Source organism: Haloarcula sp. Atlit-7R (assembly GCF_003666065.1).
Taxonomy (GTDB): Archaea; Halobacteriota; Halobacteria; order Halobacteriales; family Haloarculaceae; genus Haloarcula; species Haloarcula taiwanensis.
Genome location: NZ_QXIK01000013.1, coordinates 15,233 through 27,315, shown reverse-complemented (window position 1 = coordinate 27,315; position 12,083 = coordinate 15,233). Strand labels below are relative to the sequence as shown.

Annotated in this window: 15 protein-coding genes; 9 read left to right on the top strand and 6 right to left on the bottom strand. The window is 63.2% G+C overall.

The features are described 5' to 3' along the window. Positions 1–9: 9 nt before the first annotated feature. Together D3D01_RS18610 and D3D01_RS24235 are read right to left on the bottom strand one after the other, a co-directional pair. Complete coding sequence (locus D3D01_RS18610) at positions 10–213, bottom strand: hypothetical protein (protein ID WP_101350518.1); 204 nt, start codon at positions 211–213, stop codon at positions 10–12. 68 nt (positions 214–281) lie between these two features. Continuing rightward, positions 282–452, bottom strand: a complete 171-nt coding sequence (locus D3D01_RS24235) for a hypothetical protein (RefSeq protein WP_167768497.1) — start codon at positions 450–452, stop codon at positions 282–284. A 91-nt stretch (positions 453–543) separates the two neighbouring features. Between D3D01_RS24235 and msrA the strand changes: the two genes are divergently transcribed. The 3 genes from msrA to mvaD all read left to right on the top strand — a co-directional run bounded on the left by msrA (position 544) and on the right by mvaD (position 2,893). After that, positions 544–1,212: a peptide-methionine (S)-S-oxide reductase MsrA gene (msrA, locus tag D3D01_RS18605; protein ID WP_121513284.1), complete on the top strand. Its 669-nt coding sequence runs from the start codon at positions 544–546 to the stop codon at positions 1,210–1,212. A gap of 100 nt (positions 1,213–1,312) precedes the next feature. Next, a complete protein-coding gene (locus tag D3D01_RS18600; protein ID WP_053968960.1) occupies positions 1,313–1,849 on the top strand; it encodes a cob(I)yrinic acid a,c-diamide adenosyltransferase in 537 nt (178 codons plus the stop codon). Between the two features lie 69 nt (positions 1,850–1,918). Then, complete coding sequence (gene mvaD, locus D3D01_RS18595) at positions 1,919–2,893, top strand: phosphomevalonate decarboxylase MvaD (RefSeq protein ID WP_121513283.1); 975 nt, start codon at positions 1,919–1,921, stop codon at positions 2,891–2,893. A 1-nt stretch (position 2,894) separates the two neighbouring features. Here mvaD and D3D01_RS18590 read toward each other — a convergent pair whose 3' ends face one another. Continuing rightward, complete coding sequence (locus D3D01_RS18590; RefSeq protein ID WP_101350515.1) at positions 2,895–4,115, bottom strand: PAS domain S-box protein; 1,221 nt, start codon at positions 4,113–4,115, stop codon at positions 2,895–2,897. 109 nt (positions 4,116–4,224) lie between these two features. On the opposite strand from D3D01_RS18590, the gene D3D01_RS18585 reads away from it, so the two are divergent. Together D3D01_RS18585 and D3D01_RS18580 are read left to right on the top strand one after the other, a co-directional pair. Continuing rightward, a complete protein-coding gene (locus D3D01_RS18585) occupies positions 4,225–5,370 on the top strand; it encodes an NAD(P)/FAD-dependent oxidoreductase (RefSeq protein ID WP_121513282.1) in 1,146 nt (381 codons plus the stop codon). 135 nt (positions 5,371–5,505) lie between these two features. After that, positions 5,506–5,823 carry an RPA12/RPB9/RPC11 RNA polymerase family protein gene (locus D3D01_RS18580; RefSeq protein WP_121513281.1) on the top strand — a complete coding sequence of 106 codons (318 nt, stop codon included), beginning with the start codon at positions 5,506–5,508 and terminating at the stop codon, positions 5,821–5,823. Between the two features lie 155 nt (positions 5,824–5,978). Here the strand turns inward: D3D01_RS18580 and D3D01_RS18575 are convergent, their stop codons facing one another. Continuing rightward, positions 5,979–6,959 carry a chemotaxis protein CheW gene (locus D3D01_RS18575; RefSeq protein ID WP_121513280.1) on the bottom strand — a complete coding sequence of 327 codons (981 nt, stop codon included), beginning with the start codon at positions 6,957–6,959 and terminating at the stop codon, positions 5,979–5,981. Beyond that, positions 6,956–7,861 (bottom strand): ParA family protein, encoded by a 906-nt coding sequence (locus D3D01_RS18570; RefSeq protein WP_101350511.1) that lies wholly within the window; start codon positions 7,859–7,861, stop codon positions 6,956–6,958. The genes D3D01_RS18575 and D3D01_RS18570 overlap by 4 nt, the downstream gene beginning before the upstream one ends. A 170-nt stretch (positions 7,862–8,031) precedes the next feature. On the opposite strand from D3D01_RS18570, the gene D3D01_RS18565 reads away from it, so the two are divergent. Together D3D01_RS18565 and D3D01_RS18560 are read left to right on the top strand one after the other, a co-directional pair. Next, positions 8,032–8,517 (top strand): FlaD/FlaE family flagellar protein, encoded by a 486-nt coding sequence (locus tag D3D01_RS18565; RefSeq protein WP_101350510.1) that lies wholly within the window; start codon positions 8,032–8,034, stop codon positions 8,515–8,517. Positions 8,518–8,657: 140 nt separating this feature from the next. Further along, a complete protein-coding gene (locus D3D01_RS18560) occupies positions 8,658–9,752 on the top strand; it encodes a rod shape-determining protein (protein WP_101350509.1) in 1,095 nt (364 codons plus the stop codon). Here D3D01_RS18560 and D3D01_RS18555 read toward each other — a convergent pair. Next, positions 9,749–9,934: a hypothetical protein gene (locus tag D3D01_RS18555; protein ID WP_101350508.1), complete on the bottom strand. Its 186-nt coding sequence runs from the start codon at positions 9,932–9,934 to the stop codon at positions 9,749–9,751. The two genes, D3D01_RS18560 and D3D01_RS18555, sit on opposite strands and share 4 nt — an antisense overlap. Before the next feature lie 237 nt (positions 9,935–10,171). Here D3D01_RS18555 and D3D01_RS18550 point away from each other — a divergent pair, with 237 nt between their 5' ends. Both D3D01_RS18550 and D3D01_RS24870 read left to right on the top strand, forming a co-directional pair. Beyond that, positions 10,172–11,632, top strand: coding sequence for a hypothetical protein (locus D3D01_RS18550; protein ID WP_233563498.1), 1,461 nt, complete (start codon positions 10,172–10,174; stop codon positions 11,630–11,632). A 210-nt stretch (positions 11,633–11,842) separates the two neighbouring features. After that, entirely contained in the window at positions 11,843–11,977 is a 135-nt protein-coding gene (locus tag D3D01_RS24870; protein ID WP_023843340.1) for a hypothetical protein, read from the top strand. Positions 11,978–12,083: the final 106 nt, after the last annotated feature.

Below are 12,083 nucleotides of genomic sequence, written 5' to 3'. Positions count from 1 at the left end.
AACTCTCGGTCACCGCATCGCATCGAGACCGACGACGACCGACTTATCCACGGTCATCCACGTCGACAGCTTGGCGACGCCGGAGAGCCCCCGCGGTGACACGGTGCACCGGTCCGGTTCACTGGTGTACTCAACCACGGTCATCGACAGTTCGTGCGGGGCCTGCGGTCGCTCGGTGGCTGCGCTCCCTGCACCGTCCGGGTTGAGGCTCATCGGTAACAGATGCTTCTCGGTGACAGTGTAAAACGGCTGCTAAGAGGTCTCTATACCGCTCCGGAGAGCTATGCCGCCTGTCCGGTGTCGACTTCGCCGTCGATGCGGACGAACCCGTAGTCACACTCCGGGCAGTGCCACTTGACCTTGGTCCCCAGATGCATCGTCGTGCTCGCGACCTTCCAGAAATCGCGGTACTCTTCGCATTCAGGACAGTAGTGTTCGAGTTCGAGGCTCATACTGAGTTGTTTCCATGGGGGTACAGTTGAATTTCCCGGTTCCACACGGGGCGTCGAAGCAGGCAAACCGCTCGAAGCCCTGTCTTCAAGTATGACTCCGAGTGCGTACGAGCCAACCCATCCCACAGCACTGGCTGTCGATGCCGAGGCACCGGGGCCGGCGGCGACAGCATCAGCGACGTTCGGTATGGGCTGTTTCTGGGGCCCGGACGCCCGCTTCGGCGCGATGCCGGGGGTGGTCAGGACGCGAGTGGGCTACGCCGGTGGAACCGAGCCGGAGCCCAGCTACTACTCGCTGGGCGACCACACAGAGGTCGTGCAGGTCGAGTACGACCCGGAAACGGTGAGCTACGAGGGCCTGCTGAACGTGTTCTGGGCGAACCATGCGCCGTTCTCCGCGCCCCTGAAGCGCCAGTATCGCGGTGTGGTGTTAGCCCACGACGACCAGCAGCGCGAAACCGCAGCGCGGACGCGTGAGGAACTGGAATCGCAGACCGGGAAGTCCGTCGAGACGGCAATCGAAACCCTCGACCGGTTCTATCTGGCGGAGGGGTACCACCAGAAGTACGAACTCCGCTCGACGCCAGTGGTCGCCGACGAACTCGAAGACACATACGGCGACGCGTTTGTCGATTCGACGGTCGCCGCCCGGCTCAACGGCTTCGTCGCCGGCCACGGGGACGACGACGAACGTGAGGCGCTGTTTGCCCAGCTGGATATCTCTCCGGCTGCGCTCTCTGAGGTCCGCCGCCGGCTCTAAGCGCGGGGCTGAGAGCCCAGAGTCGGCACATGGCTCGGCCGCCCACGCTCCCAAAGGATTCGCCCACGGCTATAAGACGCTGGCAGTGCCAGATTAAGCTATGACTATCTACACCGGTCGCGGCGATCAGGGCCAGACAGATCTCCGGAACATGGAGCGGGTATCGAAGGACAGCCGCCGTATCGAGGCGTACGGCACTGTCGACGAGGTGAACGCGCTGGTCGGTGTCGTCAGGCCGACCGGCCACGACGATATCGATGAAAAGCTCCGGGTCATCCAGAACCACCTCCACATCGTTCAGGCCGACTTCGCCAACCCCAGCCCAGAGGAGGACGACCCGCGGATACAGGAGTCCCACGTCGAGACGCTCGAAGATCTCATCGACGAGGCCGATTCGGAGCTGGACCCGCTCGAATCGTTCATCCTCCCCTCCGGGTCGGAGCCGGGGGCGAAGCTTCACCACGCCCGCGCGGTCTGTCGCCGCGCCGAGCGCCGCTGCGTCTCCTTTGCCGCCGAGGAGGCTGGCGTCAACGAGACGGCTATCATCTACCTGAACCGCCTCTCTGACGCCCTGTTCACGCTCGCTCGCCTCGTCAACAAGCGCGAGGGCATCCGCGAGGAGAACCCCGAGTACTGACGCCGTTTGCCGACCGCGCCGGCGCCGGCGGTTCGCAATAGCAAAGTGACCGGCCCGGAAGGGTGAGATATGAAAGCGACCGCGAAGGCACATCCGATTCAGGGGCTGGTCAAGTATCACGGGATGCGCGACGAGGAACTGCGACTGCCGTACCACGACAGCATCTCCGTCTGTACCGCACCGAGCCACTCGAAGACGACGGCCGCCTTCGACCCGGACCGTGAGGAAGACGTGTACGTCATCGACGGCGAGGAGGTCACTGGCCGCGGAGCCGAACGTATCGACGCCGTCGTGGACCACGTCCGCGACCTCGCCGGCATCGACCACGGTGTCCGCTTCGAGTCGGCGAACAACTTCCCGACGAACATCGGGTTTGGCTCCTCCTCGTCGGGCTTTGCCGCCGCGGCGATGGCTCTCGTCGAGGCGGCAGGCCTCGACATGACGCGGCCTGAGATTTCGACGGTCGCGCGCCGCGGGTCCTCGTCGGCCGCGCGTGCCGTGACCGGCGCGTTCTCGCACCTCCGGACCGGGATGAACGACAAAGACTGCCGGAGCGAGCGCATCGAGACGGACCTGGAAGACGACCTGCGGATCGTCGCCGGGATGGTTCCCTCCTACAAGGAAACCGAGGAAGCCCACAAAGAGGCTGCCGAGAGCCACATGTTCGAGTCGCGGATGGCCCACATCCACGGCCAGATTTCGGATATGCGCGACGCGCTGTACAACGGCGATTTCGACGCCGTCTTCGACCTCGCCGAGAAGGACTCGCTCTCGCTGGCCGCCGCGACGATGACCGGACCGGCCGGCTGGGTGTACTGGCAGCCCCGCACCATCGAGATATTCAACGCCGTCCGGGAACTCCGGAATGCCGAGGACGTGCCGGTGTACTTCTCCGTCGACACCGGCGCGAGCGTCTACATCAATACGACTGATGAGTATGTCGGCCGCGTCGAAGAGGCGGTCGCCGACTGTGGCGTCGACACCCGCGTCTGGGAGGTCGGCGGCCCCACACAGATTCTCGACGAGGACGAGGCGCTGTTCTGAGTCAGTCGACTGGCCGCCGGAGGCGGATCTCGACTTCGGTCCCGCCGAACCGGCTCTCCGAAACCGAGATCGACCCATCAGACTCCCGGACGATCCACTGCGTGAGCCACAGCCCCGTGCCCGTGCTGTGCGCGAGCGGTGTCTCTGTTCCAGTTGTGAGGACCGACTGCTCCGTATCAGGAAGCCCCGGACCGTTGTCAGCTATCCGGAAGATGACGCGGTCGCTTCCGCTCGCTGGCTCGGCAGTCACATCGATACGGGGCGTCTCAGCGTCGTTGTGTTCCACTGCGTTGTCGAGGACGTTGTCGAGCGCATACGGGAGCAGTTCGTGACCGACAACGCGGCCCGTGACGCGCACGTCTTGCCGAAGGGCAAGGGTCGCTTGCTCGGTCCGCAGACGGCCGATCCGGTCACAGAGCAGTGCGCTCGGGTCGAAGGTTCGCCGTTCCGTCTCGTCGCTGTGTTGCAGTTGCTCAATCTGCTGTGCGGCCTCGCTCAGACTACGGATATCTTCGATACGGTCCGCGATGATATCGATATGTTCACTCTGGCGTTCGTCGCTGAGCAGGTCCAGATGCCCGCGGATGACGGTCACGTCGTTACGGATGTTATGCCGAAACAGGCGGTTGAGGACCATGAGCCGCTGCTCGCGTTGTTTCTGCTCCGAGATGTCGGTGACAAACAACGACGCACCGTCTGTACTCTCGCCGGCGAGCGGCGCTCCCCACAACTGCACGTCGAGCGTCGACCCGTTGGCGTGCCGGTGGGAGGATTCAACGCCGGTGAGCGACTCTCCGGAGACGAGAGAGGATAGCAGGTCGTCGAGTGTCGCCGGCGACTCCGCAAGCGTCTCGGCGTACGAACGGCCGGTCACCCGACTCTCGTTCCAGCCGAACAGTCGCTCGGCACCGTCGCTCCAGAACTGAATCGACCTGTCCGCGTCGATTACGACCACCGCGGCAGGGATTGACTGCACGATAGCTGAAAACCGTTCTACCAGCGAGCCGACCGAGTTCGCCAGTATCTCGACCTCCGCATCGCGGTCGAGTCGGGCGTCTAACAGCGCCAGTAGTTCAGACAGCAACGTCCGCGAAAGCGCTTCCCGCTCCCGGACCGCGCTGTCTTGGTACACTTCCAGCAACGCTTCACGTGTCTCTGTCCGCCCCTCCTCAGCAAGGGACGCAAACAGTTCGCCGACAAGTAACTCGGCACCGTCGTCCATTTTAGGCTAGCCTAATCGGAAGGGTGCATTAATATAAATGGTACGATGATCGCTCGCCTGTCTGTCCCATGGAGGCAGGCCTTTCAGCGTCTAGCTCCAAGCGAACGGCATGCGTGTCGCCGTTCTCGGAGCCGGGTACGCCGGGCTCACGCTCGCCAGAAAGCTCCAACAGATACTCCCCGATAGCGTCTCGCTGGTCGTCGTCGACGAACAGTCCGAGCATCTCGTTCAGCACGAACTCCACCGGGTCGTCCGGCGGCCGTCGCTGGCCGAGGAAATTACCGTCGACCTCGACGCCGTTCTGGACTGTGAAATCCGACAGGCGACGGTCACCGATGTCGACCCTGATGCCGGCGTTGCGACGCTGGACGAGTCGGAGACGCTGTCCTACGACGTGGGGGCGGTGTGTCTCGGCGCGCAGACGGCGTTCTATGACCTCCCGGGCGTGCGCGAGCACGCGACGCCGCTGAAGCGCCTCGATGACGCGCGCGCGATCCGCGAGCGGTTCCACACCCTCAGTGACGGCGACCGCGTGGTCGTCGGCGGCGCTGGCCTGTCGGGCGTGCAGGTGGCCGGCGAACTGGCCGAGATGCGCGAGGACAGTGATATCGAGATCCGCTTGCTCGAGCAGGAAGACGCCGTGGCACCGTCGTTCCCGCCGTCGTTTCAGTCGGCGGTCCACGACGCGCTGGTCGACGCCGGCGTGACAGTCATGACCGGGACCGGCGTGGCTGGAGCCGACGCCGACGCCATTTCGCTCGCGGACGGCTCGGACCTGCCGATGGACCAGTTCGTCTGGACCGGCGGTATCGAGGGGTCACCGGCGCTCGATTCCGACCGGCCCGTCGTCCGGGCGGACCTCCGACTCGGCGAGTCCACCTTCGCGGTCGGCGACGCGGCCCGGGTCGTCGACAGCGACGGCGAGGCCGTGCCGGCGAGCGCGGCGGCGGCCATCCGCGAGGCCCGCGTCGCCGCTGACAACATCGGAACACTCGTCGAACGGTCACAGGGTGGCCACGGCGAGTTCCAGCCCCGGCTGACCCAGTACCAGTTCAACGTGCCGGGCTGGCTCGTCTCGGTCGGCGACGACGCCGTGGCGAAGGTCGGCCCCTCTGTCCTCACCGGCGGGGCCGCGCTGGCGCTCAAGACGACCGTGGGCGCAGGCTATCTCGGGACGGTGGGTGCCATCCAGAACGCGGTCGATCTCGTCAGCGAAGAACTGGACCTCCACGGCGAGAAGCCGGACAGTGAGTAAGGGGCGGGAAAACGGCCCGGATACCCCTCTCAAAGACGCGAGATTTTCACGGCCGTCAGCATGAGCGGGTACCTGAAACCCACGGGGGAGCGGAAGTTAACACATATATCCGACACCCGTGTATTCCGACGTTATATGCAATTCTGTGACGAGTGTGGCTCGGTAATGCACACGGAGGGCGACACCTGGGTGTGTCGCTCCTGTGAAAACGAGGAACCCCGGGACTCGCAAGCAGAAGCGGCGATGGCGACCCAGGATGCACAGCGGGACGACGGGGCACCTGCCGTGGCCGACGCGACGCAGGACGCTACCGATACGATGCAGGAGCCCTGTCCGGCGGACGACTGCGACAGCGACCAGGCCTACTACGAGATGCTGCCGAAACCGGGTGGCTCTTACGAGGTTCGGCTGTTCACCTGCGTCGACTGCGGCCAGAAGTGGCGCGAGTCCTGACGGCGCATCTCTCGAACCCCGTTCTTGTCGGTCAGTGAGTAGCCGATTCAAGATCTCCGACATGAGAAGCGGAGCCGCTGTGCTGGGCGGACTCTCTCTGCGGTCCGGCAGCTATTCCGTCATGAGGGGATGCAATCAAGCTGAAAACAGTAGCGTCAGTCCTCGCCGTCCGCGGTTGCGTTCCCGAGAACGTCGTCGGGTTCGATCCAGATGACGAACTCGTCCTCGTCGTCACGGTCGACGACGCCGTTGATGTACTCGCCGTCGACCGGGGCGGTGTTCACTTCGGACTCGGCGACGGGGACGACCTGCCGGACCTCGTCGACGATCCAGCCCATCGCACCCTGTTCCTCGAACACGCCTGCGTCGAAGACGACGATGAGATTCTCGGTCCCGTCGCTGTCGATGTCCATCATCACCTTGGGGTTGAGAATCGTCGTAATCTGGCCCCGGAGGTCGACGACGCCCTCGACGTAGTCCTCGGTATTTGGGACGCGAGTGACCGTTTCGCGCTTGACGATCTCCTCGACGTAGTCGATGTCGAGACAGTAGTACTCGTCACCGAGCGCGAACTCGAGTACCCGGACCAGCTCTTCTGTCTGGGTCGCGTCGTCATCGATAGCCGCGGCGCGAGCGCCACCTTCGGTCGTGGCGGTGTTGTCCGACGCCATCGCCTCCTCGATGAGTTCCTGGTCCGGCAACTCAACGCCGGTCGGCCCCTGCATCGGGCTGGCCGAGGCCGAAAGGTCGTCCGTCGGCTGGTCGGTAACACCGGCGTCGACGTTCTCACCGGTCATCTGTGCGGAGGCCTCGGCCGCTCGCTGTGCGGCGGCCATCGCGTCAGTATCGGTCTGGGCAGTGGTTGCGCCGTCGGCGTTCGTGTCGCTGCCGTTGTCGTCAGGAGTCTGTCCATCGGCCGCCGCTTCCTCAGGCGCGTCGTCGCTCTGGGCGGCCGACGGTTCCGCGTCACCGGCCCTGACCGGCGTCTCCTCGTTTCCGCTGTCGTCGGAGTGGTCACTGGACCCATCCGCGGAGGCATCGTCCGTCTCCTCGGTGTCGTCGGTAGTCTCTGCTTTGTTCCCCTCGCGCATCTGTCGGATGCGCTCCGCTCTGTCCATACGTTCGTCGTCACTCATGCTGGTACCTCTGTGTCGGTAAAGCCGAACTGCTTGTCGAGTTCTGCGGCGATGTCCTCGAAGACAGCCGCCATATCACACGATTCCTCTGTCGCGAAAATCGATTGGCCGGCGCTGAACGCGCGCTGGAGCGCGACCCGCTTGCGGACCTCCCAGACGGGACTGTCCGGGAATGCCATGTTGAACCATTCGAGCATCGTCTCGTCCTCGGATGTCGTTTCGACCCGGTTGGCGACGACGCCGAGCGTGTTGATCGACGCGTCGGTCTGGCGCTCCATCGCGGCCATCTGGTCCATCAGCAGTTCGATGGCTCGCTCGGAGGTCGCTTCAGTCAGCGCGGGAATGAGGACGTTCTGTGCGGCGTACATACCGGTGTCGGTCAGCTTCCCGTAGAACGGAGGGCAATCGATGATAACGTAGTCGTACTCGGCGTCGAGCGTCGACAGCGCCCGGTCGAGCGTGTCGAGCGCGTGTGACCCGGTAACCATCTCTGGCGTGATGTTGATAGCGAACGAGGCCAGCGCGGCCTGGTCGATATCCCCGCCCTGGGTGTTGACCCGGGCGATGAGGTCGGCGATGGTCAGTTCGTGCTCGGCCTGAAGCATATCGATGCTGGAGGGGATCACGTCCATCTCCTCACCCTCGCAGATGAGGTCACCCAGCGCCGATGGGTCACCAGTCAGTGCGTCGAACAGCGTCGGCGGGTCGGCGTCGTACGCCTCAACGAGACCGACGCCTTCCGTGGCGTTGCCCTGTGGGTCGAGGTCGATAAAGAGGACGTCCCGGCCGCGGTCGTTCAGTGCACCGGCTACGTTGATAGCAACTGTCGTCTTTCCGGTCCCGCCTTTCGCGTTGGTCACACAGAAGCGGGCTGGACCGGTTTCTGATTGCCGGTTCATCATCCAAGTATCCACAGGTCGACTCCGAGCCACTATAAAAATGTGGTCCCGATTATCAACCTCGCAACTGGGGGACGGAACGCGGACGAGACCGAAATGCCCGCGAGCGTGTGCATGACGGCCGTCTGACGGTGTGCAAGATTTATGATTGTGTAGATTGAAGGGTCAGTATCATGACCATCAACCCGCGTGATTACGACCTCGACGAGTTACGGAAGATGGCTCGTCAGCGGGGCAACGGGATGGGCGACGAGGACGTTCCGGACCCGACAGACCTCGACATGGGGCTCGACGACTCCGACGAAGAGGTGCTTGCGGGGAGTTCGTTCCGTTCCGGGCTCTACCGTGAACTCCTGCCGTTCCTCGGTGGTGACGCACAGGAGAAACCCTATCTCGAAGCGCTGCCCGAGACCTACGCCGCAGAGTTCGTGGTCTTCGAGTGGCTGGAGTTCCTGCTGATGCACTCCGGGTATCAGGGGGCCGACGAAGCGCTCGATTACTACCGCTCTATCGACTGGATCACCGAGGACGTACAGGACGACCTCTCGGACTATCTGCTCGGCATCGACGAGTCGGCGACCAACGACGACAACGAGCTGAGCGTCGACGACCACATGCTGAGCCTCGTCTACATCGCGAAGCTCACCGCGATGACATAACGCTCGTTTTCAGCAGCAGTTCTTTCCATCACATTCCTGATATCGAGGGTGCTGCAGTATCAGTCACCCGAGGGGACAGCTATCAGTCCTGAATACTAGGGAGAGGATATATATCGGGCGGTCGACAAGGACGACCGTATATGAGTGACGAGGATGCGGACGACGACACCGGGTCCGAATCAGACGCCGGTGTGTCGTCAAGCGGCGCTGCCGCTGTTCCGGTCGGGGTCAAGCTCGGGAGTACCCGGACTGTCATTGCCCTGCCGGGCGAACACGGCACGGAGAACCGGATCATCAAGACACTGACGTGCATGGCGACGTACGAAGACGCCCTGACCGGCGAGGAGAAAATCCTCTACGGCGAGGAAGCGGCTCGCGAGTATCCGGACCGTGTCGAGTACATGCTCCGGTCGGGACTGCCAGAGGACGCCGACCGGGCCGAGATGACCAAGACGTTCTTCGAGGCGATCATCGAGGAACACGACATCCCGGCAAACAGCGGCGTCGTGTACGCTATTCCGACCATCGACAATCCGACTGGGCTGGAGAACCTCCAGAACGTCATCGAGAACTCCTCGATCGGGCTGGAACTCGTCGAGAGCTATCCAGAGTCACTGTGTGGCTCCATCCCGGCCTTCGGCGACGACCTCGAAGCCATCGACGAGATATTCGTCGCTGTCAACATGGGGTCGACGAACCTCGAAGCCTCTGCGTACCGCCGCGGCGAACAACTTTCGCCGTTCACGACGGGCGCAGTGACCGGGAACGAGGTCGACCGGATGATCGCCAACTACGTCGAAGAAGAGACCCAGGGCCGTGTCAACATAGACAACCAGACTGCTCGCGAATACAAGGAGGAGCACGCCGACTTCGTCGATTTCGAGCCGTTCACGGACATCATCCAGCAGCCCGGCGGCGGCTCACACGAGTTCACCATCGAGCGCTCTGTGATGGACGCGGTCAACGAGTACCTCGACGACGCCGTCGACGAACTGGCGAACACGTTCCTGCCGGAGCTGGCAAACGACTACATGAAAGTGTACCAGCTAGCACTGGACCGGCCAATCGCCATCACCGGCGGCATGGCCTGCATTCCCGGTATCGTCGACGAGTTCGAGGAGCGACTCAGTGCGGAACTGAACCGCGATATCGAAGTCATCGCCGCCGACGAACCGGACATCGCACCGACTATCGGCGCACAGCGGATCGCGGCGCGTCTCGTCGAGACCAACTAGGGATTCCGCCAGCAGTCCAGCCACTGTGCGATTCTGGGCTCGGACTGTGCCATTTTGTGACCGCGACCAGTCGAGAGCAGTTCGAATACGTCAGTGTCGATTCCGAGGCCGGTCGCGTCAGTTGCGAGGTCACCACCCCGTCGCTTCTGAGACGGACTCCCGCTGAGACGAGTACGTGGCATATGCTCGGCTATGCGAGCATGATACCTAAAGTCAAGTCAGACAGCCGTCTGCCGGCTGACGGACGGCGTGGCGAGATACGCGGGATATCGACGGCCGCGGCCTGACGGGAACGCGACAGCGCAATTCAGGTGAAGACTGCAGTAATTTACTACACCAGTATCAGAATTCATAAGTCAAACTCAAGTCTTCAGGTGTATTTTGCTCCGGTAATGGGAAAAATTATCAAATTAAATAATTTGGAGGATCCACCTGATATCCTCACCCGCACCGGTCCGGGCGGGCTCTTCTCGACCGGCTATCTCCACGACGAGCCAGCACTGGCAGCCGTCGACGACGACGAGACCCCACGGTTCGCTCTCACCAGCCGCAAACACGGCGTCGAACTCGGTACGTCGGAGTCTGGCGAGACGGTGCAGCCGAGCAGCAACTACCGCATGATCGGCGTCGTGACGGACAGGCGACTCATCGTGCTAGTGGGAAACGACGACGGCGACAGGCGGTTCGCCGTCCCACACGTCGATATCGATCAGGTCGCGGGAGACCACTCGCTGGGCCACGGTCAGATCACGCTCCGGCGGTGTGGTGGGACGGAGTGGCGGGTTCACTGTGGCAAACAGGGAATCGTCGACCTGACCGCGTATCTTTCCCATGCGTCACAGGCGTGGGTTCGCGTCGAGAATATCTTGGACGAGGTCAAGCGGATGCTCGTGAGAGCAACAGAACAGCGCGATCAAGGGGACTACGAGCAGGCACTGTCGACGGTGCTGGAAGCCGGGGACCGCCTTGACGTGGCCGGTGAAACGGCCACGGAGTTCGGGCCGTCCGACGATGCGAACGCGCTCGAAGACCGCGTTACCACGGTGCGAGAACGCCACACTGCGACACTCGCGGAGGTCCGTCGCAGCCGCGCTCGACGGGCAGTCGACACCGGTGAGCAGCGCTGGCGAGGGCGCGAATTCGAGGCGGCGTACGACGCCTACGAGGTGGCGCGAGCGGAGTATGACGAGATTCTCTCACTTCCGACCGAGGGCGTTCCAGAACTTGCCGACATCCGTGCCGAGCGTGACCGACTCGAAACAGTCATCGATGACCTCGAACAGTCGCCGCTGCGCACTGCGGCTGCAGCCGACAACGAGGCTGTCGCGGCGCAGGACCCCGCTGTTGCCGCCAAACACTGGGCCGAGGCGCTCGAAGCCTACCGAAATGTCCTCGAGCTCGACTGGGGGGCGGATGAACGCCGGTTCGCTGGCGACCCTGAGCGGGTCCGGGACCGACGGGGGACCGTCGCGGAGCACCTCGTCACCGCGCGACGGGCGGTTGCGACGGACGCGATGGAGGCAGGGGACTGGTACGCCGACGCCAGCCAGCCCGACGCCGCGTTAGCGGAGTACAAGACGGCAAAAGCGGCGTTCGAAACTGCCCTCGCAGACGCCAGAGACTGTTATCCGGACGCCATCGACCACCTGGAAGCGGAACTCGATGCCGTGGAACAGCGGCTTTCGAGGGCGAAAGCCAGACTCGATGGCGACCCCGGCGACGTGGACGACCGCTTCGTCGGGACTGAGACGACGCCGGATCCGGACATAACGACCGCTGACGAGCGCTCGCTGTCGCCGACTGACACGACCGACCGCTCGGATATCGAGGACGGTAGCACCGACCCGAAAATCGACCCGACGGGACACGGCGGGTCGTAGTCCCAGCCAGCCACGCGCTCTCAGCTACCCGTCGATTGTCTGTTCGCTCTGGAGAACTGTGTCGCGGTGGCGCTGTCGACACAGACGGGAGCTTCTGATCCGATCCATGTGAGGAGATAGCACAATTCAGCCGTGTCAGGCCGTCTCCCGCCCGGGCCGACCATGTGCAGGAGAAAATTTATATCCCATAGTAGAATATATACAATTATAATGGATTGCACCAACTGTGGCACGCGGATGTCATACAACGATCAGACGACAAAGCTCACCGAGTTCGTCTGTCCCAGTTGTCATGAAACCGTCATCGACTGGAAGGCCGAGGCCCGCAACGCTCGCGTCCACTGACCGGCTCTGCTCGCTTTTTCATCGATAGTCCGCTGTCAGCTACTGCTCTGGCTGTTAGCCCTCCCTGACTGTCTCTGTACACTGTCGCTGAGCGGGGTGAGGCTAC

Bases quoted from the DNA above. Each gene is read 5' to 3' on its own strand.
- D3D01_RS18555 (WP_101350508.1), bottom strand. From the start codon at position 9,934: ATGCCACGTACTCGTCTCAGCGGGAGTCCGTCTCAGAAGCGACGGGGT.
- D3D01_RS18590 (WP_101350515.1), bottom strand. From the start codon at position 4,115: ATGGACGACGGTGCCGAGTTACTTGTCGGCGAACTGTTTGCGTCCCTT.
- D3D01_RS18585 (WP_121513282.1), top strand. From the start codon at position 4,225: ATGCGTGTCGCCGTTCTCGGAGCCGGGTACGCCGGGCTCACGCTCGCC.
- msrA (WP_121513284.1), top strand. From the start codon at position 544: ATGACTCCGAGTGCGTACGAGCCAACCCATCCCACAGCACTGGCTGTC.
- D3D01_RS18575 (WP_121513280.1), bottom strand. From the start codon at position 6,959: ATGAGTGACGACGAACGTATGGACAGAGCGGAGCGCATCCGACAGATG.
- D3D01_RS18570 (WP_101350511.1), bottom strand. From the start codon at position 7,861: ATGATGAACCGGCAATCAGAAACCGGTCCAGCCCGCTTCTGTGTGACC.
- D3D01_RS18580 (WP_121513281.1), top strand. From the start codon at position 5,506: ATGCAATTCTGTGACGAGTGTGGCTCGGTAATGCACACGGAGGGCGAC.
- D3D01_RS18560 (WP_101350509.1), top strand. From the start codon at position 8,658: ATGAGTGACGAGGATGCGGACGACGACACCGGGTCCGAATCAGACGCC.
- D3D01_RS24235 (WP_167768497.1), bottom strand. From the start codon at position 452: ATGAGCCTCGAACTCGAACACTACTGTCCTGAATGCGAAGAGTACCGC.
- D3D01_RS24870 (WP_023843340.1), top strand. From the start codon at position 11,843: ATGGATTGCACCAACTGTGGCACGCGGATGTCATACAACGATCAGACG.
- D3D01_RS18610 (WP_101350518.1), bottom strand. From the start codon at position 213: ATGAGCCTCAACCCGGACGGTGCAGGGAGCGCAGCCACCGAGCGACCG.
- D3D01_RS18565 (WP_101350510.1), top strand. From the start codon at position 8,032: ATGACCATCAACCCGCGTGATTACGACCTCGACGAGTTACGGAAGATG.
- D3D01_RS18600 (WP_053968960.1), top strand. From the start codon at position 1,313: ATGACTATCTACACCGGTCGCGGCGATCAGGGCCAGACAGATCTCCGG.
- mvaD (WP_121513283.1), top strand. From the start codon at position 1,919: ATGAAAGCGACCGCGAAGGCACATCCGATTCAGGGGCTGGTCAAGTAT.